The following is a 25,175-nucleotide window of genomic DNA, read 5'->3' as shown; positions in this document are numbered from 1 at the left end:
GAAGTTGAGCACCTTCACCGCCCCCAAGGGCACCTACGACCTGCTGCCGCCCACTTCGGCGGTCTTCCTGGCGGTCCGCGAGGCGATCTCAGCCCCCGCGCGCCGAGCCGGCTACGGCTACATCGAGACCCCGGTCTTCGAGGACGTGAAGCTCTTCTCCCGCGGTGTCGGCGAGTCCACCGACATCGTCACCAAGGAGATGTACAACCTGACCACCCGGGGCGGCGACGAGCTCGCGCTGCGCCCCGAGGGCACCGCCTCGGTCCTGCGCGCCGCGCTCCAGGCCAACCTGCACAAGCAGGGCAACCTGCCGGTCAAGCTCTGGTACTCCGGCAACTACTACCGCTACGAGCGGATGCAGAAGGGCCGCTACCGGCAGTTCTCGCAGGTCGGCGCGGAGGCCATCGGCGCCGAGGACCCGGCGCTGGACGCCGAGCTGATCATCCTGGCCGACGACGCCTTCCGCGCGCTCGGCCTGTCGGACTACTCGCTGCTGCTCAACAGCCTCGGCGACAAGCAGTGCCGCCCGGTCTACCGCGCCGCGCTGGTCGAGTTCCTGGCCGGCCTCGACCTGGACGAGGAGACCCGCCGCCGCGCCGGGATCAACCCGCTGCGGGTGCTGGACGACAAGCGCGAGTCGGTGCAGGCCCAGCTGGTGGACGCGCCCAGGCTGCGCGACTACCTGTGCGAGGACTGCAAGGCGTACGACGAGAAGGTCCGCGAGCTGCTGACCCTCGCGGGCGTCGAGTTCACCGACGACCCGAAGCTGGTCCGCGGGCTGGACTACTACACCCGCACCACGTTCGAGTTCGTGCACAACGGCCTCGGGGCGCAGTCCGCGATCGGCGGCGGCGGCCGCTACGACGGCCTGTCCGAGATGATCGGCGGCCCGGCGCTGCCCTCGGTCGGCTGGGCGCTCGGCGTGGACCGCACCTACCTCGCGCTGGAAGCCGAGGGCGTCGTCCTGGACCTGCCCTCCAGCACCGCGGTGTACGCGGTCGCGCTCAGCGAGGAGGCCAAGACCGTCCTGTTCGCCAAGACCGTCGAGCTGCGCCGGCTCGGTGTGGCCACCGACCTCGCGTTCGGCGTCAAGGGCATCAAGAACGCCATGAAGTCGGCGGACCGGTCCGGCGCCAGGTTCGCCGTGATCGCCGGCGACCGGGACCTCGCCGAGGGCGTCGTCCAGCTCAAGGACATGGAGTCCGGCGAGCAGACCCCCGTCGCCCTTGAGGCGCTCGTCACCACCCTGAAGGAGAAGCAGCTGTGATCCGCACGCACGACGCGGGCACGCTCCGCGCGGAGCACGCCGGCACCACCGTCACCCTGGCCGGCTGGGTGGCCCGCCGCCGCGACCACGGCGGTGTGGCCTTCATCGACCTGCGCGACGCCTCGGGCACCGTGCAGGTCGTGGTCCGCGACCTGGAGTCGGTGCACGGGCTGCGCTCCGAGTACTGCGTCAAGGTGGTCGGCGAGGTCCGGGTCCGCCCGGAGGGCAACGAGAACCCGGAGATCCCGACCGGCGCCGTCGAGGTCGTCGTCGAGTCGATCGAGGTGCTGTCCGAGGCCGCGCCGCTGCCGTTCCAGGTCGCCGAGTACGAGCCCGGCTCGGTCAACGAGGAGGTGCGGCTGCGCTACCGCTACCTCGACCTGCGCCGCGAGGGCCCGGCCCGCGCGCTGCGGCTGCGCTCGAAGGTCAACCACATCATCCGCACGGTGATGGAGGAGAACGACTTCCTCGACATCGAGACCCCGTACCTGACCCGCTCCACCCCCGAGGGCGCCCGCGACTTCCTGGTCCCGGTCCGCCTCCAGCCGGGGCACTGGTACGCCCTGCCGCAGTCGCCGCAGCTGTTCAAGCAGCTGCTGATGGTGGCCGGCATGGAGCGCTACTACCAGATCGCCCGCTGCTTCCGCGACGAGGACTTCCGCGCCGACCGGCAGCCGGAGTTCACCCAGCTGGACATCGAGGCGTCCTTCGTCGACCAGGAGGACGTCCTGGCGCTCGGCGAGAAGATCGTCGGCCGGATCTGGAAGGAGACGCACGGCTACGAGATCCCGAACCCGCTGCCGCGCCTCTCCTACGCCGACGCGATGTCCCGCTACGGCTCCGACAAGCCGGACGTCCGCTTCGGCCAGGAGCTGACCGACCTCACCGAGTACTTCCGGGGCACCGAGTTCCGGGTCTTCCAGGCCCCCTACGTCGGCGCGGTCGTGATGCCCGGCGGCGCCTCGCAGCCCCGCAAGCAGCTCGACGCCTGGCAGGACTGGGCGAAGGCCCGCGGCGCCCGCGGCCTCGCGTACGTCCTGGTGGACGCCGAGACCGGCGAGCTGCGCGGCCCGGTCGCCAAGAACCTGTCCGAGGAGCACCTGGCCGGCCTGGCCGCCGCGGCCGGTGCCAAGCCCGGCGACGCGGTGTTCTTCGCCGCGGGCAAGAAGACCGCCTCGCAGGAGCTGCTGGGCGCCGCCCGCCTGGAGATCGGCCGCCGCTGCAACCTGATCGACGAGTCCCAGTGGGCCTTCCTCTGGGTCGTGGACTTCCCGATGTTCGAGCCGATCGAGGACGACAAGGGCGAGTTCCAGGGCTGGCACGCCGTGCACCACCCCTTCACCGCGCCGACCGCCGAGTCGCTCGCCACCTTCGACACCGACCCGGGCAGCGCGCTCTCCAACGCGTACGACCTGGTGCTCAACGGTTCGGAGCTGGGCGGTGGTTCGATCCGCATCCACCAGCGCGACGTGCAGAAGCGGGCGTTCGACGCGATCGGCCTGTCCGAGGAGGAGGCCGCCTCGCAGTTCGGCTTCCTGCTGGACGCCTTCAACTACGGCCCGCCGCCGCACGGCGGCATCGCGCTCGGCCTGGACCGCGTGGTCACCCTGCTGGGCGGCTACGACACCATCCGGGACGTCATCGCCTTCCCGAAGACCTCCACCGGCGGCGACCCGCTGACCGGCGCCCCCACCCCCATCACCCCGGCCCAGCGCCGGGAGGCCGGCGTGGACGCCCAGCCCAAGGCCAAGGAGAGCGCCAAGTCCGAGGCGGAGACCGGCGCCTGACCCACCGTCAGGTGACCGTCCGATCCTGACGGCGCATCACAAAGATCACGATTCGTCCCGGCCCCGGCCGGTGCGCGGCCACCAGGAGTAGGCTGCCACCGCCCGGGGCCGGAACGCTGCACCACCCGGTGGGCTGCACGACGGGGTGCAGAGCGCAAGAAGGGTCAAGGATGACCGTACGAACCAGAGTCGAACTCCCCTCCGACACCGCCGAGACGCGGCGGGTGCACATGGCGGCCTTCCCAGGCCCCGAAGAGGCGGACCTGGTGGACGCGCTGCGCCGCGACGCCGCCTGGCTGCCCGGACTCTCCCTGGTCGCGGTGGACGAGCGCGAGGTCGTCATCGGCCACGCGCTGCTCACCCGGCTGCGGATCGGCAACGGCAAGGGCCTCGCGCTCGCGCCCGTCGCGGTCGCCCCCGAGTGGCAGCGCAAGGGCGTCGGCACCGCCGTGGTGCGGGCCGCGCTGGCCGCCGCCGCGGAGGCCGGCGAGCGCGTCGTGGTGGTGCTCGGCGACCCGGGCTACTACGGCCGGTTCGGCTTCACCCCGGCCGCCGGGCACCGGATCACCGGCCCGTTCGACGTCCCCGAGAAGTACTTCCAGGCCCTGCCGCTGCCCGGCGCCGACGGCGTCCCGCACGGCGTGTGCCGCTACCCGGCGCCGTTCGCCGAGGTCTGAGCGGCCGGCGCAGCGGGGGACCGGCCGCCACCGGTCGCCCGGAACTGCACCTCCAGGTGCAGCCGGCAGGACTCGGCGAACGCCGCCATGGCCGGCGTGGCCGGCCGCCCCGGCAGCCGGAACAGCCCCACCAGGCTCGGGCTCAGCCCGCGCACCGGCAGGCAGCGCACGTCCGGACGGCCCGCCCAGCGGCCCACCGAGCGCGGCGCGAAGCCCACCCCCTGCCCGCAGGCCACCGCGGCCATCCACTCCTCGGAGTTGTGCGCCACCGCGCCGACCCGCACCGGCCGCCCGCCGCGCTCCGGCCCGCCCAGCCAGTAGTCCCGCCACGCCCCGGCCTGCTCCGGGACGGCCACGAACGGCTCGTCCCACAGCTCCGCCGCGTCCACCTCGGCCCGGTCGGCCAGCCGGTGGTCGGCCGCCAGCACCACCCAGCGCTCCTCGGTGCCCAGCAGCGCGTACGCGTACCGCTCGGCGATCGCCGCCGGGGCGTGCCACAGCGCCAGGTCCAGCTCGCCGGAGGCCAGGCCGGAGGACTCGTCGAACCAGTTGTTCTGCCGCATCCGCACCCGCCAGCCCGGCATCCGGCGGGAGAAGTCCTCGACCGCGGCCCGGCCCAGCAGGTTGATCGTCGAGCCCTCGAAGCCGACCCGCAGCTCCCCGCCCGCCTCGGCCGCCGCCCGCCGGGTCGACCGCAGCGCCTCCTCCCAGCGGGCCAGCAGCGGCGCCGCGTGCGCCAGCAGCTCGGCGCCGGCCGCCGTCGGCGTCATCCCGGCCCGGGAGCGGAGGAACAGCTCGACCCCCAGCTCCCGTTCCAGGGCCCGCACCTGCTTGGTCAGCGTCGGCTGGCTCACGCCCAGCCGGGCCGCCGCCGAGGTCAGCTGGCCCTCCTCGCCGACCACCGCGAGACAGCGCAACATCCGGGTGTCCACATCCATGCCACCAGGTTATGGACCAATGCATTGGACCGGGAGCACCGGGGTGTCGCACAGTTGTCCGGCCTTCCCCGGCGCGACCGGCACCGGCGGCACGGGGGTCCGTCGGTGCCCGTCCGGGGAAGGCCGCCCGACCTGCGCGGACGCCCGCCGCGGCTTAGCCTGGGGGATCGTCGTCGGCGCGCTGAGCGGAGGCACACAGTGGCGGCAGCCAAGGGTGGCAAGGGTGAGAAGGCGGGCGGGAAGGGCGCGGGAGCCAAGCGGGCGCCGCGGATGCCCAAGAAGGCCTACGAGGACGAACTGCTCCGGCTCCAGCGCGAACTGGTCAAGCTCCAGGAGTGGGTGCGCACCGAGGGCGTCCGGATGGTGATCGTCTTCGAGGGCCGGGACGCGGCCGGCAAGGGCGGCGCGATCAAGCGGGTCACCGAGTACCTCAACCCCCGGATCGCCCGGATCGCCGCCCTCCCCGCCCCCACCGAGCGGCAGCGCGGCCAGTGGTACTTCCAGCGCTACGTCGAGCAGCTCCCGGCGGCCGGCGAGATGGTCCTGTTCGACCGGTCCTGGTACAACCGGGCCGGCGTCGAGCGGGTGATGGGCTTCTGCACCGACGAGGAGTACTGGCAGTTCCTGCACCAGTGCCCCACCTTCGAGCGGATGCTGATCGAGGCCGGCATCCTGCTGCGCAAGTACTGGTTCTCGGTCAGCGACGTCGAGCAGGAGCGCCGCTTCCGCGACCGGCTCGACGACCCGATGCGGCAGTGGAAGCTCTCCCCGATGGACGTCGAGTCCCTCACCCGTTGGGAGGACTACTCGCGGGCCAAGGACGAGATGTTCGTCTACACCGACGTCCCCGAGTCGCCCTGGAACGTGGTCGAGAGCGACGACAAGCGCCGCGCCCGGATCAACATGATCGCCCACCTGCTCTCCAGCGTCCCGTACCACGAGGTGGTCAAGCCCGCCGTCACCCTGCCGCCCCGCCCCGCGTCGCGCGGCTACCAGCGGCCCCCGCGCGACCTCCAGAAGTACGTCTTCGACCACGCCGCGGCGGTGCTGGCGCAGCGCGGGCAGTAGTGCGGGCAGTAGGGTCGAGCAATGGCGAAGTACTTCGACGTGCACCCCGAGACGCCCCAGCCCCGCACCATCGCCACCGTGGTGGCGAGCGTCCGGGACGGCGCCCTCATCGCGTACCCCACCGACTCCTGCTTCGCGCTCGGCTGCCGGCTGGACAACCGGGACGGGCTGGACCGGATCCGCACCATCCGGAAGCTCGACGAGCGCCACCACTTCACCCTGATGTGCGAGGACTTCGCCCAGCTGGGCAGGTTCGCCCAGCTCGACAACAACGTCTTCCGCGCGGTGAAGGCCGCCACCCCCGGCAGCTACACCTTCATCCTCCCCGCCACCAAGGAGGTGCCGCGCCGGCTGCTCCACCCCAAGAAGAAGACCGTCGGCGTCCGCATCCCCGACCACCCGGTCACCCGGGCGCTGCTCGCCGAGCTCGGCGAACCGCTGGTCTCCAGCACCCTGCTGCTGCCCGGCGAGGACGAGCCGATGACCCAGGGCTGGGAGATCAAGGAGCGCCTCGACCACGTCCTCGACGCCGTCGTCGACTCGGGCGACTGCGGGACGGTGCCCACCACGGTCGTCGACTTCTCGGACGGCACTGCGGAGATCGTCCGGTACGGGGCGGGGGACCCGGAGCGGTTCGAGTAGCGGCGGGGCGCGGGCGAGGGGCTGTCGGCGGCGTCGCATAGGCTCGGAGCGTGGACGAGCCCGACCTTTTCACGCACGCCGCCGAGGAACGCCAGAGCACCGAGCCGGGGCGCGCCCCGCTCGCGGTGCGGATGCGGCCGCGGACGCTGGACGAGGTGGCCGGGCAGCGGCAGCTGTTGAAGGACGGGTCGCCGCTGCGCCGGCTGGTCGCCGGGGCGAAGGGCCCGGCGGCGACCAGTTCGGTGATCCTGTGGGGGCCGCCCGGGACGGGCAAGACCACGCTGGCGCACGTGATCAGCCGGGCGGTGGAGGGCCGGTTCGTCGAGCTCTCGGCGATCACGCACGGCGTCAAGGAGGTCCGCGCGGTGATCGACGGCGCCCGGCGCGCCGTCGGGATGACCGGCCGGGAGACCGTGCTGTTCCTGGACGAGATCCACCGCTTCTCCAAGGCCCAGCAGGACTCGCTGCTGCCCGCCGTGGAGAACCGCTGGGTCACGCTGATCGCCGCGACCACCGAGAACCCGTACTTCTCGATCATCTCCCCGCTGCTGTCGCGCTCCCTGCTGCTGACCCTGGAGTCGCTCACCGACGAGGACGTCCGGATCCTGCTGCGCCGAGCCGCCGCCGACGAGCGGGGCCTGGGCGGCAGCGTGGAGCTGGGCCCGGAGGCCGAGGACCACCTGGTGCGGCTCGCCGGGGGCGACGCCCGGCGGGCGCTGACCACGCTGGAGGCGGCGGCCGGGGCGGCGCTGGAGCAGGGCGAGAAGGTCCTGACGCTGGCGGTGACCGAGACCGCGGTGAACCAGGCCGCGGTGCGCTACGACCGGGACGGCGACCAGCACTACGACGTGGCGAGCGCGCTGATCAAGTCGATCCGCGGCAGCGACGTGGACGCCACGCTGCACTACCTGGCCCGGATGATCGAGGCCGGCGAGGACCCCCGGTTCATCGCCCGCCGCCTGATGATCTCCGCCAGCGAGGACGTCGGCCTGGCCGACCCGACCGCGCTGCCCACCGCCGTCGCCGCCGCCCAGGCGGTCGCGCTGATCGGCTTCCCGGAGGCGCGGATCATCCTCTCCCAGGCGGCGATCGCGCTGGCCCTGGCGCCCAAGTCGAACGCCGCCTACCTGGCCATCGACGCCGCCCTGGCGGACGTCCGGCAGGGCCTGGCCGGCGCGGTGCCCGCGCACCTGCGGGACGCGCACTACGGCGGGGCGAAGCGGCTCGGGCACGGCAAGGGTTACCAGTACCCGCACGACCTGCCGGAGGGCATCGCCGCCCAGCAGTACGCGCCGGACGAGGTGCACGGCAAGGAGTACTACCGGCCGACCAGGCGGGGCGGCGAGGCCCGGTACGCGGACATCGCGGAGTGGACCAGGGCCCGGCTCAAGGGCGAGTAGGGATTCCCGTATAGTGGTGGGGTGTGTCCCGGGCCCGGGGTTCCGCGAGGAACGACCGGCCGCACCAGCGGGGCACCGAACGGGGGCCTCCCGACAGGGAGTTCCCCCAGGAGCGGCGCGCACCGGTCTTCGGTGTCGCGGGCGGCCCACCACCCTCGTCGGTCGGTGGGCTCCTCGTGTGCAAGCACGTAGTGCCCGGTCGCGGAGAGCGGCTGACCGTCCGGCAACGGGCGGTTTTTCTCCGGACCGCGAGAAGCGTCCTCCGTCAACACCTGGTGACAGCCGTAACTGAACAGGAAAAGGAAACATGGCGAACCAGAAGCGCCCCAAGGTCAAGATCGCCCGTGCTCTCGGCGTTCCGCTGACCCCGAAGTCCGTCAAGTACTTCGAGGCCCGCCCGTACCCGCCCGGCCAGCACGGCCGCGGCCGCAAGCAGAACTCTGACTACAAGGTCCGTCTGACCGAGAAGCAGCGTCTGCGCGCGCAGTACGACCTCAGCGAGAAGCAGATGGCGCGTGCCTTCGAGGCCGCCAAGAAGGTCGAGGGCAAGACGGGCGAGGCGCTCGTCGGCCTGCTCGAGGTCCGCCTCGACTCCCTGGTCCTGCGTTCGGGCATCGCCCGCACCATCTACCAGGCCCGCCAGATGGTCGTGCACGGTCACATCGAGGTCAACGGCTCGAAGGTCAACAAGCCGTCGTTCCAGCTGAAGCCGGGCTACGTCGTCACGGTCAAGGAGAAGTCCAAGGAGAAGGTCCCCTTCCAGGTGGCTCGCGAGGGCGGCAACGCCGGCGAGGGCCAGACCCCGAAGTACCTCGAGGTCAACCTGAAGGCCCTGGCCTTCCGCCTGGACCGCGCGCCGCAGCGCCGCGAGGTTCCGGTCGTCTGCGACGAGCAGCTCGTCGTCGAGTACTACTCGCGCTGACCCGCGAGCGGAACGCCCTCCCGGTCCTCGGACCGGGAGGGCGTTTCCCGTTCCCGGCCGGCGGGGGCGCCGTCGAGGGCGCGGCGGACCGCGGCGTCCAGGTCGAGCCGGGAGCCGAGCCGGAAGGCCGCCGCCTGCTCCTCCTCGGTCAGGCCGGACCGGGCCCGCCGCTCGCACTCCAGGTGCGGGCCGTTGAAGGAGCGGGAGCCGAAGAACGGCGTGCCGACCGCCCGCCAGAGCCGGTGCGCGGCGCCCTGCAGCACCCGGGCCTCGCGCGGGTCGGCGTCCGGACCCTCGGTGGCCAGCAGGGCCAGCAGGTCCATCGCCAGCACGATGCCCAGCAGGTCGCGGAACAGGTGGTTGAGCCGCATCGACTCGCGGGCGAGGGCCCGGGCCACCCGCAGGTCGCCGGCCTGCCGCCGGGCGAAGGCCATCGCGTACAGGCAGTACCCGTACGCCCACTGCTCGCCGTGCTCCTCGCAGGTCTCCCGGACCCGTTCCGTCCAGGCCCGGCCGCTCTCCTCGTCGCCCTGGAAGAGGTGGGCGAGCGCGAGTTCGAACATGGCCATCAGGACGTTGGAGTTGAGCTCGCCGAGCGCGTCGTAGTGCCACAGCGCCTCCTCGAACAGCTCGGCGGCGCGGGCCGGTTCGTCGCCGATCAGGGCGGCGCAGCCCTGGCGGTGGACGGCGTAGGCCAGGGCCCGGTCGTCGCCGGTCGCCAGCGCCTGGCGGCGGCACTCCTCCAGGGCGGGGCGGGCCCGGTCCAGGTCGCCCTGCAGGGTGGCCAGGTAGCCGGTGACCCAGAGCGCCTTGGCCCGGGCGTCGGTGGGGTCGGGGGCGAGCGCGAGGGCGCGGTCGAGCCAGTGCCGGCCCTCGCCGAGGTGGCCGGTGCCGACCCAGAAGTACCAGAGGGTGCCGGCCAGCACGAGGGCCGGCTGCTCCTCGCCGGGCTCGGCGAGCGAGAACTCCAGCGCGGCGCGCAGGTTGGGGTGGGCGAGCCGGGTGCGGGCGGCGGTCTCGACCTGGCGGGGGCCGAACCACTCGACCTCGCCCCAGGCGGCCAGGCCGAGGTACCAGTCGCGGTGGCGCCGCCGCAGCCGCCGCTCGTCGCCGCCGGCCCGCAGCCAGCCGGCGCCGTACTCGCGCAGGGTGTCGAGCATCCGGAAGCGGACGGTGCCGTCGCCGTCGAGCCGGTCCAGGACGGACTTGTCGACCAGCGAGTCGACGAGTTCCAGCACGTCGTCGGCGTCCAGGCCGTCCCCGGCGCAGACGTACTCGGCGGCGTCCAGGTCGAAGCCGCCGGCGAAGACGGAGAGCCGGGCCCAGAGGGAACGTTCCTGCATGGTGCAGAGCTCGTGGCTCCAGCCGATCGCGGTGCGCAGCGTCTGGTGCCGGGCCGGGGCCGTCCGGTCACCGCCGGTGAGCAGCCGGAAGCGGTCCTCCAGCCGGGCGGCCACCTGCTCGACGGAGAGCGCGCGCAGCCGGCCGGCGGCCAGCTCGACGGCCAGCGGGATGCCGTCCAGCCGGCGGCAGAGCAGCGCCACGCCGTCCCGGACCCGGCCCTCCAGGCGGAAGCCGGGCAGTACCGCCGCGGCCCGGTCGGCGAACAGCAGCACCGCCTCCGCCTCGCCCCGGCCGTCGGCCGGCACGCAGGCCAGCGGGGCGAGCGGCAGCAGGTGCTCGCCCGCGGCGCGCAGCGACTGCCGGGAGGTGGCGAGCACCCGCAGGCCGGGGGCGGCGCGCAGCAGCGCGTCCACCAGCCCGGCGCAGGCGTCGACCAGGTGCTCGCAGCCGTCCAGCACCAACAGGGCCTCGCGGTCGGCCAGTTGCTCGACCAGCACGTCCAGCGGCGGACGGGCGGTGTGGTCGGTCAGCCGGAGCGCCTCCAGCACGGCGTGGCCGAGCAGCAGCGGGTCCCGGACGGGGGCGACCTCGGCCAGGTGCGCGCCGTCCGGGAAGCCGTCGGCCAGCCGGGCGGCGGCCCGCAGCGCCAGCCGCGACTTGCCGACCCCGCCCGGGCCGGTCACCGTGACCAGCCGGGACCGGGCCACCAGCCCGGCCAGCGCGTCGAGTTCGGCGGCCCGGCCGACGAAGCTGCTGACCTCGGCGGGCAGGCCGCCCGGGCCCCCGGGCGCTGCCGACGTGCTGCCCATGGACGCCCCCGTCGCTAGGAAACCCGCAACCTGCCGGCCCGCGTTCCGCGAGCCAAACCCCCAACGAGGTGACCTGACGGTAGGTTACGCGCGGTGTCCGCACCCCCGGACTCACCCCCGGCCGGGCCTCCGGCCGGGCGTCCGGCCGGGCCGGGGCGGGCCCACCGGCGGATATACCGGTCGGGGAACGAGCCGCCGGCGCGATAGGGTTCGACTGAACATCATCGACTTGAACGACCACTGCCGAGGGAGCGCGCGAAGGTGTCCGTGGGAGAGCTGGCCGGACTGTTGGTCGCCGTCTTCTGGGCGGTCCTGGTCACCCTGCTCGCCGTGGTGCTGGTGCGGTTGTCCAAGGTGCTGCGGGAGGCGACCGGCCTGGTCGCCGCCGTCACCGAGCAGGCCGTGCCGCTGCTGCGGGACGCGCACACCGCCGTCCGCAGCGCGCACGAGCAGCTGGAGCGGGTCGACGAGATCACCGCCAACGTGCAGGACGCGGCGGCCGACGCCAAGGCGCTGTCGTCCACCGTGGCGGCGACGCTGGGCGGGCCGCTGGTGAAGGTGGCGGCGTTCAGCCACGGCGTGCGCAGGGCCGTCGCCCGGCAGCAGGCCGGGCCGGTCGGGGTGCCCCAGCAGGCCGGTGAGCGCGAGGAGTTGGCCCGGATGATCCGGGCCGAGGTGCGGGCCGCGACGGCGCCGCGCGGCGGGCTGCTGGCCCGGGTCCGCCGGGCCGTGAGGGGCTGACGGCGATGGTGCGCAGGATCTTCTGGATGGCCGTGGGCGCGGGCGCCGCGGTCTGGGCCATGGGCAAGGCCAACGAGGCGGTGCACCGCCTCACCCCGGACTCGCTGTCCGGCACCGCCGCCCGCGGCGCCCTGCAGCTCGGCGACGCGGCCAAGCGCTTCGCCCGGGACGTCCGGACCGGCATGGAGGAGCGCGAGCGCGAGCTGCGCGCCGACCTCGGCCTGGACGGCACCTCGGTGGTCGAGCCGCCGCGCCGCCGCGCCCTGGGCGTCCCGGCGGCCGCCGACGACGGGGGCCGAGCTATCTCGGCGGCCCCGGGCTCCCCGGCCGCCGCCCTGCCCCCGTCCCCGCGCACCGAGCGCCGCACCACCCCCCAGACCATCGTTGCCAAGCCCCGACAGCGCGAGCTGCCGGGCCGCACGACCGATCGGAAGGACCCCCACTGATGGAGTCGGCAGAGATCCGCCGCCGCTGGCTGCGCTTCTTCGAGGAGCGCGGCCACACCGTCGTACCGTCGGCCTCGCTGGTCGCCGACGACCCCACCCTGCTGCTGGTCAACGCCGGCATGGTGCCCTTCAAGCCGTACTTCCTGGGCGAGATCAAGCCGCGGTTCTCGCGCGCCACCAGCGTGCAGAAGTGCGTCCGCACCCTGGACATCGAGGAGGTCGGGAAGACCACCCGGCACGGCTCCTTCTTCCAGATGTGCGGCAACTTCTCGTTCGGCGACTACTTCAAGGAAGGCGCCATCAAGTTCGCCTGGGAGCTGCTGACCAGCTCGGTGGCGGACGGCGGCTACGGCCTGGAGCCGGAGAAGCTCTGGATCACCGTCTACCGGGACGACGACGAGGCCGAGCAGATCTGGCGCGACGTGATCGGCGTCCCGTCCGAGCGGATCCAGCGCCTGGGCATGAAGGACAACTTCTGGTCGATGGGCGTCCCCGGCCCGTGCGGCCCGTGCTCGGAGATCAACTACGACCGCGGCCCCGCGTACGGCGAGGAGGGCGGCCCGGCGGTCAACGGCGAGCGCTACCTGGAGATCTGGAACCTGGTCTTCATGCAGTACGAGCGCGGCCACGGCGACGGCAAGGACGGGTTCGAGATCCTCGGCGACCTGCCGAGCAAGAACATCGACACCGGCCTCGGCCTGGAGCGCCTGGCCGCCGTCCTGCAGGGCGTCGACAACCTCTTCGAGATCGACACCTCGCGGATGATCCTCGACCGCGCCGCCGAGCTCACCGGCCACACCTACGGCGCCGAGCACAAGTCGGACGTCTCGCTGCGCGTGGTCACCGACCACTTCCGCACCGCGCTGATGCTGGTCGGCGACGGCGTCACCCCCGGCAACGAGGGCCGCGGCTACGTGCTGCGCCGCATCCTGCGCCGGGCGATCCGCAACATGCGGCTGCTGGGCGCCACCGAGCCGGTCGCCAAGGACCTGATCGACGTCTCGATCAAGGCGATGGCCCCGCAGTACCCGGAGCTGGAGGCCGACCGCAAGCGGATCGAGACGGTCGTCGTCGCCGAGGAGAACGCCTTCCTGCAGACCCTGCGCTCCGGCACCAGCCTGCTGGACGCCGCGGTCACCGAGACCAAGCAGTCCGGCGGCGCGGTGCTCTCCGGCGAGCAGGCGTTCAAGCTGCACGACACCTACGGCTTCCCGATCGACCTGACCCTGGAGATGGCCGAGGAGCAGGGCCTCCAGGTCGACGAGGCCGGCTTCCGCCGCCTGATGCAGGAGCAGCGCGACCGCGCCAAGGCCGACGCCAGGGCGAAGAAGATGGGCCACGCCGACGTCGCCGCGTACCGCGAGGTCGCCGACCGGGCCGGCGCGTCCGTCTTCACCGGCTACGCCCACACCGAGGGCGAGGCCACCGTGGTCGGCCTGCTGGTGGACGGCGTGCCGTCGCCGGCCGCCACCGAGGGCGACGAGGTCGAGCTGATCCTCGACCGCACCCCGTTCTACGCCGAGGGCGGCGGCCAGCTCGCCGACCACGGCCGGATCCGCCTCGACTCCGGCGCGGTCGTCGAGGTCCGGGACGTCCAGCAGCCGGTGCCCGGAGTGATCGTGCACTCCGGCGGGGTGCTGTTCGGCGAGGTGGTGCTCGGCGCGGCCGCGTACGCCACCATCGACACCGACCGCCGCCGGGCCGTCTCGCGCGCCCACTCGGCCACCCACCTGACCCACCAGGCGCTGCGCGACGCGCTCGGCCCGACCGCCGCGCAGGCGGGTTCGGAGAACGCGCCGGGCCGCTTCCGCTTCGACTTCGGCTCGCCGGCCGCGGTGCCGGGCTCGGTGCTGACCGACGTCGAGCAGAAGATCAACGAGGTGCTGGTCCGCGAACTCGACGTCACCGCCGAGGTGATGACGATGGACGAGGCCCGCAAGCAGGGCGCCATCGCGATGTTCGGCGAGAAGTACGGCGACGCGGTGCGGGTCGTCACCATCGGCGACTTCTCCAAGGAGCTGTGCGGCGGCACGCACGTCGGCAACACCGCCCAGCTGGGCCTGGTGAAGCTGCTCGGCGAGTCCTCGATCGGCTCCGGCGTGCGCCGGGTCGAGGCGCTGGTCGGCGTCGACGCGTACAAGTTCCTGGCCCGCGAGCACACCGTGGTCTCCCAGCTCACCGAGCTGGTCAAGGGCCGCCCGGAGGAGCTGCCGGAGAAGATCTCCGGGATGCTCGCCAAGCTCAAGGACGCCGAGAAGGAGATCGAGAAGTTCCGCGCGGAGAAGGTCCTCGCGGCCGCGGCCGGCCTGGCCGCGGGTGCCGAGGACGTCCGGGGCGTGGCCCTGGTCGCCGCCCGGGTCGGTGACGGCACCGGCGCGGACGAGCTGCGCAAGCTGGTGCTGGACGTCCGCGCCCGGCTCGGCAACCGCCCGGCCGTGGTCGCCGCGTTCACCGTCGCGAACGACCGCCCGCTGACCGTCATCGCCACCAGCGAGGACGCCCGCGCCCGCGGCATCAAGGCCGGCGAGCTGGTCCGCGCCGCGGCCAAGACCCTCGGCGGCGGCGGCGGCGGCAAGGACGACGTCGCGCAGGGCGGCGGCACCAACCCGGCCGCGGTCGGCGAGGCGATCGCCGCCGTCCGGGCGCTGGTCGCGGAGCGTGCGTCCTGATGGAGCCCGAGCAGCCCGAGGAGAAGGTCTTCCGGCGCGGCCGGCGGGTCGCCGTCGACATGGGCGACGCCCGGATCGGGGTCGCGGTCTGCGACCCCGACGGGCTGATCGCCACGCCGGTGGAGACCGTCCCCGCCGGGGGCCGCTCGCAGGCCAGGCTGAGGGCGATCGTCGAGGAGTACGACGCGATCGAGGTGGTGGTCGGCCTGCCGCGCTCGCTGAACGGCAAGGAGGGCCCGGCCGCCGCCAAGGTCCGCGAGTACGCGGGCCGGCTGGCCGGCCTGCTGCACCCCGTCGGCGTGCGGCTGGTGGACGAGCGGATGACGACCGTCACCGCCGCCGCCGGGCTGCGGGCCTCCGGGCGGTCGACCAAGAAGGGCCGCTCGGTGATCGACCAGGCCGCCGCCGTGGTGATCCTGCAGTCGGCCCTTGAGACCGAACGGGTGAGCGGTCGGGCGCCCGGTGAGAGTGTCGAGCCGGTCGGCTGATCGGCGCGGGCTAGCTTCCCGGTAGAGGGTCCGTGCGGACGCGCGTCCGCACGGACCCTCTCTCCTTGCCCGCCGCCGGAAGGGCCCCCGTGACCGACCCGTACACCGCCCCCGGACTCACCCCCGGCCACCTCGGCGCCCCCGTCGTCGAGCCCGAGGCCGCCCCGCCCGGCCTCCCGTACGGCGTCGAACCGCCCGACCCCGAGCAGCTGCGCACCCGCGCCGCGTGCTGCCTGAGCGTCACCGGACTGCTCGGCGTGCTGCTGGCGGCCGGGCTCGCGCTGGTCGTGCTCTGGCCCGAGGGCAAGAAGCCCGCCCCCGACTACACCGGCGGCGGCACCGGGCAGGTGCAGGTCTCGGTCGCGCAGGGCGCCAGCCTCACCCAGATCGGCAAGACGCTGACCGCCAAGCACGTGGTCGCCTCCACCCAGGCGTTCACCGAGGCCGCCGCCAAGAGCCCGGCGGGCAACCGGATCCACCCCGGCACGTACACCCTCAAGGAGCGGATGTCGGCGGCCTCCGCGCTCAACGTGCTGCTCGACCCGTCCAACGCCAACGCCCTGACCATCCCCGAGGGCTGGCGCTCCACCCAGGTCCTCAGCGCGATCGACACCCGGCTCGGCCTGCCGGCCGGCACCGCCAAGACCGCCGCCGAGCAGCACCTCGCCGACCTCGGCCTCCCGGCCGAAGCGGCCGGCCACCTGGAGGGCTACCTCTACCCCGCGACCTACCCCGTCACCGGTGACAGCACCCCGCTGACCCTCCTGCGGGACATGGTCAAGGAGGCCGGCGGCGCCCTGGACGACCCCTCGGTCGCCGAGGCCGCCGCGGCCAACGGCGTCTCCCCGTACGGCCTGCTGGCCGTCGCCAGCCTCGCCCAGGCCGAGGCCGACAACCCCGAGGACATGGCCAGGGTCGCCCGGGTCGTCTACAACCGCCTCGCCAAGAAGATGCCGCTGCAGCTCGACTCCACCATCAACTACGCCCTCGGCCGCTCCACCCTCACCACCACCCACGCCGACACCAGGCTCGACTCGCCGTTCAACACCTACGCCCACCCCGGCCTGCCGCCCACCCCCATCGGCAACCCCGGCCGCGACGCGCTGCGCGCCGCCGTCCACCCCGCCGACGGTGACTGGCTGTACTTCGTCACCGTCCAGCCCGGCGACACCCGCTTCACCGACAGCGAGGAGCAGCAGCGCCGGAACGTCGACGAGTTCAACTCCTACCGGGCCCAGCACGCCACCACCGCCCCCGACGGCTCCGCGACCCCCTCCCCCTGAGTCCAGGTCGTCCCGGTCCTTGGCTACGCTGCGGTACGGTAGCGTCTCCCACCACGTGCTGCGCGGATAGCACGCCGGTTCGACGGGCACCCTGGACACACCCGGTGAGGGGATCGATGACTGATCAGAGCGGGCGCTACGGCTCCCAGGGCGACCAGCCGTGGTACCCGGGCGAGCAGCCCCAGCCGCAGGGCCCGTACGGCCGGCAGCAGGACTACGGCCAGCAGCAGCCCGGGATGCAGCAGCAGGGGTACCCGCAGCAGCAGGGCGGCTCGTACGGGGGGCAGCAGCAGTTCGTCCAGCAGCCCGGGATGCAGCAGCAGGGGTACCCGCAGCAGCAGGGCGGCTCGTTCGGCGGGCAGCAGCAGTTCGTCCAGCAGCCCGGGATGCAGCAGCAGGGGTACCCGCAGCAGCAGGACGGGTCGTACGGCGGCCAGCAGCAGTTCGCCCAGCAGCAGGGGTACCCGCAGCAGCAGCAGCAGCAGGGCGGCTCGTTCGGCGGGCAGCAGCAGTTCGTCCAGCAGCAGCCCGGGACGCAGCAGCAGGGGTACCCGCAGCAGGGCTTCCCGGCCGGGCAGGCGCCGCAGCAGGTGCCGCCGCAGCAGGTCCAGCAGCCGCAGCAGGCCCAGCAGCCGCGGGCCGCGGTGCGGCCGGAGCCGGTCAGCGGGCCCGGGCCGGACGGGATCGACTGGGAGGCGGAGGCCGCCGCGCTGGAGAACCCGGGCGGCGGGCGACGGGCCGACGAGCGGGTCGACGAGGCCGAGGAGTGGGCCGAGGAGGAGTACCCGGAGGAGGACGAGGACGACTCGTTCCTCCGCGAGCCGGACGACTCCCGGGAGGCCGAGCGCAAGCGCAAGGAGAAGGGCAAGAAGTCGGGCCGCCGCAACGGCGGCGCCTGCCTGGTGGTCGCGCTGGTGCTGCTCGGCGGCATGGGCGGCGCGGGCTGGTGGGGCTACGGCTTCTACCAGGACCACTTCGGGCCGCCGCCGGACTTCAAGGGCGACGGCAGCGGCTCGGTGAACATCACCGTCAAGGAGGGCGCCCTCGGCGAGTCGATCGGCAAGACGCTGGTCGACGCGGGCGTGGTCAAGAGCGTCAAGGCGTTCAGCTCCGCGTACGAGAAGGACTCCCGGGGCCGCGGCATCCAGCCCGGCGTCTACACCCTGAAGCACCAGATGTCCGCCGAGGCGGCGCTCAAGCAGCTGGTGGAGTCCAACGGCGGCAACGCGCTGATCATCCCCGAGGGCCTGAAGGCCGTCGACGTCTACACCAAGATCGACGGCAAGCTCAAGCTCCCGCCGGGCACCACCGCGAAGGTCGCCAAGGACCAGGCCGGCGGCCTCGGCCTGCCCGGCTACGCCAACAACAACCCCGAGGGCTTCCTCTGGCCGACCCGCTACTCGGTCGCCGAGGGCATGAAGCCCGAGGAGCTGCTGAAGCAGATGGTGGCCAACGCCGTGCAGCGCTACGGCGACCTGAAGCTGGACGAGGCGGCGCAGAAGCTCGGCCTGAAGAACGCGTACGAGGTGGTGACCGAGGCCAGCATCCTGCAGGCCGAGGGCAACAACTCGGAGGACTTCGGCAAGATGGCCCGCGCCATCTCCAACCGGCTCACCACCAACGCCACCCAGCACCGGCTGGGCCTGGACACCACCCTGCAGTACGCGCTGGGCCGCACCAAGCTCACCGACCAGGAGATCAACGACGGCTCCAACAAGTACAACTCGTACGTCAACCCGGGCCTGCCGCCGACCCCGATCGGCAACCCCGGCGAGGAGGCGATCGAGGCCGTGCTGAACCCGACGCCCGGTGACTGGGTGTTCTGGCTGGCCACCTCGCCGCAGGAGACCAAGTTCGCGGCGACCGGTGCGGAGCACGCCAAGAACACCCAGGAGTGGTGCACCGGCCGCGGCCTGAAGTTCGACGCCAAGCACGTCACCTGCGCCTCCTCCTGACCGGGGCGCGGACGGGCGGCGTCCGTTGGACGATACGGCTTTGCGGGCGGTGCGGGTGGGGCGGGTAGCGTGATCCGGATGGAGACACCGGAGAGCACCCCGCCCCTGACCGTTCCGTTTCCCGGATCCGAGCCGGCCCTGCTGGAGGCCGCCGGCGTCGACGTGGTGCGGGGCGGGCAGTACCTGCTGCGGGACGTCTCGCTGACCGTCCGGGCCGGCGAGCACTGGGCCGTGCTCGGGGCCAACGGCGCCGGGAAGAGCACCCTGCTGTCGCTGCTCGGCGCGGTCGAGCACCCCACCGCCGGCACCGTGAAGGTGCTCGGGCGGCAGCTCGGCCGGGTCGACGTCCGGGAGCTGCGCGCGCACCTCGGGCACGTCAACCCGCGGCACCCGCTGCGCTCCCCGCTGACCGTGCGGCAGGTCGTGCTGACCGGCGCCACGCAGACCATCGAGCCCGACCTGTGGAACAAGCCGACGGCCGAACAGCTCGACCACGCCGAGGAGTTGATCCGCACCCTGGGCATCGGGCACCGCGCCGAGCACGCCTGGACCACGCTCTCCCAGGGCGAGCGCGGCCGGGTCCTGATCGCCCGCGCGCTGATGCCCGAACCCCGGCTGCTGCTGCTCGACGAGCCCGCCACCGGGCTCGACCTGACCGCCCGCGAACAGCTCCTGGAGAGCCTGGACGAACTGCGCGCCCGCTACCCCGAGGTGGCGTCCGTGCTGGTCACCCACCACCTGGAGGAGCTGCCCGAGACCACCACCCACGCCCTGCTGCTGCGCGACGGCCTGACCACCGCGGCCGGGCCCGCCGCCGAGGTGCTCACCACCGAGCTGGTCTCCGAGTGCTTCCGGCACCCGATCCGGATCACCCGCAGCGAGGGCCGCTGGTCCGCCCGCACCCGCCGGGGCGCCGCGTGACCACCACCCCGGCCTGGACGCTGCGCCCCGCCACCGCCGCCGACCTGGAACCGCTGGTCGAGCTGCGGGCCGCCGCGATGCGCCCCGACCTGGAACGCCTCGGCCGCTACCACCCGCACCGGGTCCGGCAGCGGCTGCGCGACGCGTACCGGCCCGAGTACACCTCGGTGGTCGAGCTGGCCGGCGCGCCCGGACCGGTCGGCTGCCTGGCGCTCGCCCCCGACGAGCGCCCCGGCACCCTGCTGCTGGAGCACTTCTACCTCGACCCGGCGCTGCACGGCCGCGGCCTCGGCACCGCCGTGCTGCGCGCGGCGCTGGAGCGGGCCGACGCCGAGGGCCTGGCCGTCCGGCTGAACGTGCTGAACGGCAGCCCCGCCCGGCGGCTGTACGAGCGGCACGGCTTCGCGCCGGAGTCCGAGGACCCGGTCGACGTGTACCTGCACCGCCCCGCCCGTCCCCTCTCCGGAAAGGCCGTTTCGTGACCACCCCGCACCGGGCCGCCGTGCTCGGCTCGCCGATCGCCCACTCGCTCTCCCCGGCCCTGCACACGGCCGGCTACGCCGCGCTCGGGCTGACCGGCTGGCAGTACGGCCGGTACGAGGTCGACGAGGCGGCGCTGGCCGGGTTCCTCGCCGGGCTCGACCCCGCCGAGTGGGCCGGGCTGTCGCTGACCATGCCGCTCAAGCGGGCGATCCGCCCGCTGCTGGACACCGTCAGCGACACCGCCCGCGCGGTGGACGCCGTCAACACCGTGGTCCTCGACCGCGACGGGCGGCGGCACGGCGACAACACCGACGTGCCCGGCCTGGTCAACGCGCTGCGCGAGCGCGGCGTCGACCGGGTCGAGTCGGCGGCCGTGCTGGGCGCCGGGGCCACCGCCTCCTCCGCGCTGGCCGCGCTCGCCGAGGTCTGCGACGGCGAGGTCACCGCGTACGTGCGCGGTGCCGGGCGGGCCGCCGAGATGCGGGCGCTGGGCGAGCGCCTCGGCGTGCCGGTGCGCACCGCCGACTGGGCGGCGGGCGCGGACGCGCTGGCCGGGCCGCTGACCGTCTCCACCACGCCGGTCGGCGCGACGGACGGCTTCGCGCCGGGGCTGACGGCCGCGCCGGGCGTGCTGTTCGACGTGCTGTACCACCCGTGGCCGACCGCGCTGGCCGCCGCCTGCCTGGAGCGCGGCGGCACCGTGCTGGGCGGACTCGACCTGCTGGTGCACCAGGCGGTGCTCCAGTTCGAGCACTTCACCGGGGTGCCGCGCGGGCCGCTGGCCGCGATGCGGGCCGCCGGGGAGGCCGCGCTCGCCGGCTGAACCGCCCCGCCGGCCGGCGCCGCGTCCACCAGCCGGCGGCGGCTGTCCGGCACACGGACCGTGGCCCCGTTGACCTGCGGGACGTGAAAAGATCGGAGTCACCCCGCCGCTTCCCAGCGGCCGGGCAGGACGAGGCCGGGTCGGCCGCGGGTGCGCGGCGGGCCGCTGACGAAGGAGCTTTCGGTGGGTAGCTTGCGCTGGCTCACGGCGGGGGAGTCGCACGGCCCCGCTCTGGTCGCGACGCTGGAGGGCCTGCCGGCCGGGGTGCCCGTCACCACCGCCATGGTGGCCGACGCGCTGGCCCGCCGCCGGCTCGGTTACGGCCGCGGCGCGCGGATGAAGTTCGAGCAGGACGAGGTCACCTTCCTCGGCGGCGTCCGGCACGGCGAGACCATGGGCTCCCCGGTGGCGATCATGGTCGGGAACACCGAGTGGCCGAAGTGGGAGCAGGTCATGTCGGCCGACCCGGTCGACCCCGAGGTGCTGGCCGGCCTGGCCCGCAACGAGGCGCTGACCCGGCCGCGCCCGGGCCACGCCGACCTGGCGGGCATGCAGAAGTACTCGCTGGACGAGGCCCGTCCGATCCTGGAGCGCGCCAGCGCCCGGGAGACCGCCGCCCGGGTCGCGCTCGGCGCGGTCGCCCGCTCCTACCTCAAGGAGACCTGCGGCATCGAGATCGTCAGCCACGTGGTCGAGCTGGCCGCCGCCAAGGCCCCGGCCGGCGTGCTGCCGCTGCCCGCCGACGAGGCCCGCCTGGACGAGGACCCGGTGCGCTGCCTGGACGCCGACGCGTCCGAGGCGATGGTCGCCGAGATCGACCAGGCCCACAAGGACGGCGACACCCTCGGCGGCGTCGTCGAGGTGCTGGCGTACGGCGTGCCGGTCGGCCTCGGCTCGCACGTGCACTGGGACCGCCGCCTGGACGCCCGGCTCGCGGCCGCGCTGATGGGCATCCAGGCGATCAAGGGCGTCGAGGTCGGCGACGGCTTCGAGCTGGCCCGCGTCCCCGGCTCGCAGGCGCACGACGAGATCGTCCCGACGCCCGAGGGCGTCAAGCGCACCTCCGGCCGCTCCGGCGGCACCGAGGGCGGCCTGTCCACCGGCGAGCTGCTGCGGGTCCGGGCCGCGATGAAGCCGATCGCGACCGTCCCGCGCGCCCTGCGGACCCTGGACGTGCGCACCGGCGAGCCCGCCAAGGCGCACCACCAGCGCTCCGACGTGTGCGCCGTCCCGGCGGCCGGCATCGTCGCCGAGGCGATGGTCGCGCTCGTCCTGGCGGACGCGGTGGCGGAGAAGTTCGGCGGCGACAACGTCTCCGAGACCCGCCGCAACGTGCGCTCGTACCTCGAGAACCTGATCGTCCGATGAGCACGCCGGCCACCCCGGCGGTGGTGCTGGTCGGCCCGCCCGGCAGTGGCAAGTCCACCGTCGGGCGGGTCCTCGCCGAGCGCCTCGGCCTGCCGTTCCGCGACACCGACGCCGACGTCGAGCAGGCCGCCGGCAAGCCCATCCCGGAGATCTTCGTCGACGAGGGCGAGCCGCACTTCCGGCAGCTGGAGCGGGACGCCGTCCGGGCCGCCGCCACCGGCCACCCCGGCGTGCTGGCGCTCGGCGGCGGCGCCGTGCTGGCCGAGGAGACCCGGGCGCTGCTCGCCCCGCTGCCCGTGGTGTTCCTGGAGGTCGCGCTCGGCGACGCGGTCAAGCGGGTCGGCCTGGACGCCCCCCGCCCGCTGCTCGCGGTCAACCCGCGGGCCCGCTGGCGCGAGCTGATGGAGGCCCGCCGCCCGCTCTACCTGGAGGTCGCCACCGCCGTGGTCGCCACCGAGGGCCGCACCCCCGAGCAGGTCGCCGACGCCGTACTCGAAGCACTGGAGTGGAAGAACCCCCATGTCTGACACCGACATCGTCAGGATCCAGGTCGCCGGCAGCGACGGCCACGCCCCGTACGAGGTGCTGATCGGCCACCAGCTGCTCGGCGAACTCGCCCCGCTGATCGGCCCGAAGGCCAAGCGGGTCGCGATCATCCACCCGGAGGCGCTGGAGGCCACCGGCGAGGCGGTCCGCGAGGACCTCGCCGCGCAGGGCTACGAGGCGATCGCCCTCCAGGTGCCGAACGCCGAGGACGCCAAGAGCGCCGAGGTCGCCGCGTACTGCTGGTCGGTGCTCGGCCAGACCGGATTCACCCGCAGCGACGTGGTCGTCGGTCTCGGCGGCGGCTCCACCACCGACCTGGCGGGCTTCGTCGCGGCCACCTGGCTGCGCGGGGTGCGCTGGATCTCGGTGCCCACCACGCTGCTCGGCATGGTCGACGCGGCCGTCGGCGGCAAGACCGGCATCAACATCGCCGAGGGCAAGAACATGGTCGGCGCCTTCCACCCGCCCGCGGGCGTGCTGGCCGACCTGGGCACCCTGGAGACGCTCGGCAAGCACGACTACGTCTCCGGCCTCGCCGAGGTGATCAAGGCCGGCTTCATCGCCGACCCGGTCATCCTCGACCTGATCGAGGCCGACCCCGAGGCCGCCACCGGCCCGGCCGGCCCGCACACCCTGGAGCTGATCCGGCGCGCCATCCAGGTCAAGGCCGACGTGGTCTCCGGCGACCTCAAGGAGTCCGGCCGCCGCGAGATCCTCAACTACGGCCACACCCTGGGCCACGCCATCGAGCGCAACGAGCGCTACAAGTGGCGGCACGGCGCGGCGATCTCCATCGGCATGGTGTTCGCCGCCGAACTCGGCCGCCTCGCCGGGCGGCTGGACGACGCCACGGCCGACCGGCACCGCACCGTGCTGGCCTCCGTCGGGCTGCCGCTGACCTACCGGGCGGACGCCTGGCCGAAGCTGCTCGACGCCATGAAGATCGACAAGAAGTCGCGCGGCGACCTGCTGCGCTTCGTCGTCCTGGACGGCCTGGCCAAGACCTCCATCCTGGAGGGCCCCGACCCGTCCGTGCTGGTCGCCGCCTACGGGGAGGTCTCCGGATGAGCACCCGCGTCCTCGTCCTGAACGGCCCCAACCTGGGCCGGCTGGGCTCCCGCGAGCCCGACGTGTACGGCTCCACCTCGTACGCCGGACTGGTCGAGCGGTGTAGGGAGCTCGGCGCCGAGCTGGGTCTGGAGGTCGAGGTGCGGGAGACCAACTCCGAGGCGGAGATGGTCGGTTGGCTGCACGAAGCGGCGGACGCCAAGACCCCCGTGGTGATCAACCCCGGCGCGTTCACGCACTACTCGTACGCGATGCGGGACGCTGCCGCGCAGCGCACCGCGCCGCTGGTCGAGGTGCACATCTCCAACCCGTACACCCGCGAGACCTTCCGCCACACCTCGGTCATCGCCGCCGTCGCCTCCGGCACCATCGCCGGCTTCGGCCTCGGCTCGTACGAACTCGCGCTGCGCGCCCTCGCCGAGCAGCTGACCACCCGCTGAGCGGCCCTCCGGCCCGGTGGCGGACTTGTGCCCGCCACCGGGCCGACGTGTACATTCGGCGCAGGGAGGTGACGGTGAGCCAGTACGCGCAGAGCCAGCACGCGGGGGGCCAGGTGCCGCCCCGACCGGTGGTGTCCCCGCAGCCGACGGGTCCTCAACCGCCGTACCACGGCGGCACCCAGGCGATCCCGACGCTGGGACCGACGGCCCCGGCCCCGGCCCCCGGCTCGGACCGGCCGACCGTCCCGCTCAAGGCCGTCGCCCCGGTCGTCCCCGGCGGAACCGGTCACTTCCTGCTCCCCACCGGAGGCACCGTCCAACTCCCGGCCCCGCCGCCGCAACCCGCGTTCCCGGCCCCGCTGCCCACCGGTCCGCTCGCCGTCCTGCTGATCGGCCCGGCCGGCGCCGGCAAGACCACCGTCGCCCGGTACTGGGCCGAACGCCGCCCCACCCCCACCGCGCACATCAGCCTCGACGACGTCCGCGAATGGGTCCAGGCCGGCTTCGCCAACCCGCAGTCCGGCTGGAACACCGCCTCCGAGGCCCAGTACCGGCTGGCCCGCCGCACCTGCGGCTTCGCCTGCCGCAACTACCTCGCCAACGGCATCTCCTGCATCATCGACGACGCCGTCTTCCCCGACCGACCCGCGATCGGCCTCGGCGGCTGGAAGCGCCACATCGGTCCCGGCATGATCCCCGTCGTCCTGCTCCCCGGCCTCGACCGCGTCCTCACCCGCAACGCCGAACGCTCCGGCAACCGCCGCCTCTCCGACGACGAGGTCGCCCGCATCCACGGCCGGATGGCGGGCTGGCGCACCTCGGGCCTCCCGATCATCGACAACTCGAACCTGAGCGTGCCGGAGACGGCGGCGGCGCTGGACCACGCGATCATGAGCAGGCTGCAGGCGCGCTGAGGTTCCGCTGCGCGGCGGGGGACGGGGGAGGGGACGGCGGCGCTGGACCGCGCGATCATGCGCGGGGTGCGGGCGCGGTGAGGTTCCGCTGCGCGGCGGGGGACGGGGGAGGGGACGGCGGCGCTGGACCGCGCGATCATGCGCGGGGTGCGGGCGCGGTGAGGTTCCGCTGCGCG

General features: G+C 73.9%; 23 protein-coding genes. 21 read left to right on the top strand and 2 right to left on the bottom strand.

Annotated features, from left to right (window positions below; genetic code table 11):
• Positions 1-4 precede the first annotated feature (4 nt).
• From hisS to ACZ3J7_RS07175, 3 genes are all read left to right on the top strand, one after another.
• Complete coding sequence (gene hisS, locus ACZ3J7_RS07185) at positions 5-1,267, top strand: histidine--tRNA ligase (RefSeq protein WP_465617709.1); 1,263 nt, start codon at positions 5-7, stop codon at positions 1,265-1,267.
• Complete coding sequence (aspS, locus tag ACZ3J7_RS07180; protein WP_465617707.1) at positions 1,264-3,054, top strand: aspartate--tRNA ligase; 1,791 nt, start codon at positions 1,264-1,266, stop codon at positions 3,052-3,054. The genes hisS and aspS overlap by 4 nt, the downstream gene beginning before the upstream one ends.
• A 170-nt stretch (positions 3,055-3,224) precedes the next feature.
• Positions 3,225-3,731: a GNAT family N-acetyltransferase gene (locus ACZ3J7_RS07175; protein ID WP_465617705.1), complete on the top strand. Its 507-nt coding sequence runs from the start codon at positions 3,225-3,227 to the stop codon at positions 3,729-3,731.
• Here ACZ3J7_RS07175 and ACZ3J7_RS07170 read toward each other — a convergent pair.
• A complete protein-coding gene (locus tag ACZ3J7_RS07170) occupies positions 3,704-4,669 on the bottom strand; it encodes a LysR family transcriptional regulator (protein ID WP_465617703.1) in 966 nt (321 codons plus the stop codon). The genes ACZ3J7_RS07175 and ACZ3J7_RS07170 overlap by 28 nt on opposite strands.
• Before the next feature lie 270 nt (positions 4,670-4,939).
• On the opposite strand from ACZ3J7_RS07170, the gene ppk2 reads away from it, so the two are divergent.
• From ppk2 to rpsD, 4 genes are all read left to right on the top strand, one after another.
• Positions 4,940-5,737: a polyphosphate kinase 2 gene (ppk2, locus tag ACZ3J7_RS07165; RefSeq protein WP_465618026.1), complete on the top strand. Its 798-nt coding sequence runs from the start codon at positions 4,940-4,942 to the stop codon at positions 5,735-5,737.
• Between the two features lie 21 nt (positions 5,738-5,758).
• A complete protein-coding gene (locus ACZ3J7_RS07160) occupies positions 5,759-6,379 on the top strand; it encodes an L-threonylcarbamoyladenylate synthase (protein ID WP_465617701.1) in 621 nt (206 codons plus the stop codon).
• A gap of 50 nt (positions 6,380-6,429) precedes the next feature.
• Positions 6,430-7,779, top strand: a complete 1,350-nt coding sequence (locus ACZ3J7_RS07155; RefSeq protein ID WP_465617699.1) for a replication-associated recombination protein A — start codon at positions 6,430-6,432, stop codon at positions 7,777-7,779.
• Positions 7,780-8,086: 307 nt separating this feature from the next.
• A complete protein-coding gene (gene rpsD / locus ACZ3J7_RS07150) occupies positions 8,087-8,701 on the top strand; it encodes a 30S ribosomal protein S4 (protein WP_176186094.1) in 615 nt (204 codons plus the stop codon).
• On the opposite strand, the gene ACZ3J7_RS07145 is transcribed toward rpsD, so the two are convergent.
• A complete protein-coding gene (locus ACZ3J7_RS07145) occupies positions 8,689-10,854 on the bottom strand; it encodes an ATP-binding protein (protein WP_465617697.1) in 2,166 nt (721 codons plus the stop codon). The two genes, rpsD and ACZ3J7_RS07145, sit on opposite strands and share 13 nt — an antisense overlap.
• Before the next feature lie 261 nt (positions 10,855-11,115).
• Between ACZ3J7_RS07145 and ACZ3J7_RS07140 the strand changes: the two genes are divergently transcribed.
• The 14 genes from ACZ3J7_RS07140 to ACZ3J7_RS07075 all read left to right on the top strand — a co-directional run bounded on the left by ACZ3J7_RS07140 (position 11,116) and on the right by ACZ3J7_RS07075 (position 24,999).
• On the top strand, positions 11,116-11,595 hold the full coding sequence (locus ACZ3J7_RS07140) for a DUF948 domain-containing protein (RefSeq protein ID WP_465617695.1): 480 nt from the start codon (positions 11,116-11,118) through the stop codon (positions 11,593-11,595).
• A gap of 5 nt (positions 11,596-11,600) precedes the next feature.
• A complete protein-coding gene (locus ACZ3J7_RS07135) occupies positions 11,601-12,041 on the top strand; it encodes a DUF6167 family protein (protein WP_465617693.1) in 441 nt (146 codons plus the stop codon).
• Positions 12,041-14,710 carry an alanine--tRNA ligase gene (gene alaS, locus ACZ3J7_RS07130; protein WP_465617691.1) on the top strand — a complete coding sequence of 890 codons (2,670 nt, stop codon included), beginning with the start codon at positions 12,041-12,043 and terminating at the stop codon, positions 14,708-14,710. The genes ACZ3J7_RS07135 and alaS overlap by 1 nt, the downstream gene beginning before the upstream one ends.
• Entirely contained in the window at positions 14,710-15,198 is a 489-nt protein-coding gene (ruvX, locus tag ACZ3J7_RS07125) for a Holliday junction resolvase RuvX (protein ID WP_465617689.1), read from the top strand. The genes alaS and ruvX overlap by 1 nt, the downstream gene beginning before the upstream one ends.
• A gap of 89 nt (positions 15,199-15,287) precedes the next feature.
• Entirely contained in the window at positions 15,288-16,481 is a 1,194-nt protein-coding gene (mltG, locus tag ACZ3J7_RS07120; RefSeq protein WP_465617687.1) for an endolytic transglycosylase MltG, read from the top strand.
• Between the two features lie 116 nt (positions 16,482-16,597).
• Positions 16,598-18,436, top strand: coding sequence for an endolytic transglycosylase MltG (mltG, locus tag ACZ3J7_RS07115; RefSeq protein ID WP_465617685.1), 1,839 nt, complete (start codon positions 16,598-16,600; stop codon positions 18,434-18,436).
• A 78-nt stretch (positions 18,437-18,514) separates the two neighbouring features.
• On the top strand, positions 18,515-19,357 hold the full coding sequence (locus ACZ3J7_RS07110) for an ABC transporter ATP-binding protein (protein WP_465617683.1): 843 nt from the start codon (positions 18,515-18,517) through the stop codon (positions 19,355-19,357).
• Complete coding sequence (locus ACZ3J7_RS07105; RefSeq protein WP_465617681.1) at positions 19,354-19,839, top strand: GNAT family N-acetyltransferase; 486 nt, start codon at positions 19,354-19,356, stop codon at positions 19,837-19,839. The genes ACZ3J7_RS07110 and ACZ3J7_RS07105 overlap by 4 nt, the downstream gene beginning before the upstream one ends.
• On the top strand, positions 19,836-20,663 hold the full coding sequence (locus ACZ3J7_RS07100) for a shikimate dehydrogenase (RefSeq protein ID WP_465617679.1): 828 nt from the start codon (positions 19,836-19,838) through the stop codon (positions 20,661-20,663). Before ACZ3J7_RS07105 ends, ACZ3J7_RS07100 begins: the two co-directional genes overlap by 4 nt.
• 183 nt (positions 20,664-20,846) lie before the next feature.
• The gene (gene aroC / locus ACZ3J7_RS07095; RefSeq protein WP_465617677.1) at positions 20,847-22,031 is read left to right on the top strand and encodes a chorismate synthase; all 1,185 of its coding nucleotides are present in this window, start codon (positions 20,847-20,849) and stop codon (positions 22,029-22,031) included.
• Entirely contained in the window at positions 22,028-22,558 is a 531-nt protein-coding gene (locus tag ACZ3J7_RS07090) for a shikimate kinase (protein WP_465617675.1), read from the top strand. The genes aroC and ACZ3J7_RS07090 overlap by 4 nt, the downstream gene beginning before the upstream one ends.
• Positions 22,551-23,645: a 3-dehydroquinate synthase gene (aroB, locus tag ACZ3J7_RS07085; protein WP_465617673.1), complete on the top strand. Its 1,095-nt coding sequence runs from the start codon at positions 22,551-22,553 to the stop codon at positions 23,643-23,645. The genes ACZ3J7_RS07090 and aroB overlap by 8 nt, the downstream gene beginning before the upstream one ends.
• The gene (gene aroQ / locus ACZ3J7_RS07080) at positions 23,642-24,085 is read left to right on the top strand and encodes a type II 3-dehydroquinate dehydratase (protein ID WP_465617671.1); all 444 of its coding nucleotides are present in this window, start codon (positions 23,642-23,644) and stop codon (positions 24,083-24,085) included. Before aroB ends, aroQ begins: the two co-directional genes overlap by 4 nt.
• A gap of 68 nt (positions 24,086-24,153) precedes the next feature.
• On the top strand, positions 24,154-24,999 hold the full coding sequence (locus ACZ3J7_RS07075; protein WP_465617669.1) for an AAA family ATPase: 846 nt from the start codon (positions 24,154-24,156) through the stop codon (positions 24,997-24,999).
• Positions 25,000-25,175: the final 176 nt, after the last annotated feature.

Source organism: Kitasatospora sp. NPDC015121, from assembly GCF_055562955.1.
Note: the sequence above shows the minus strand (reverse complement) of the source record. Positions and strands in the feature narration are given on the sequence as shown.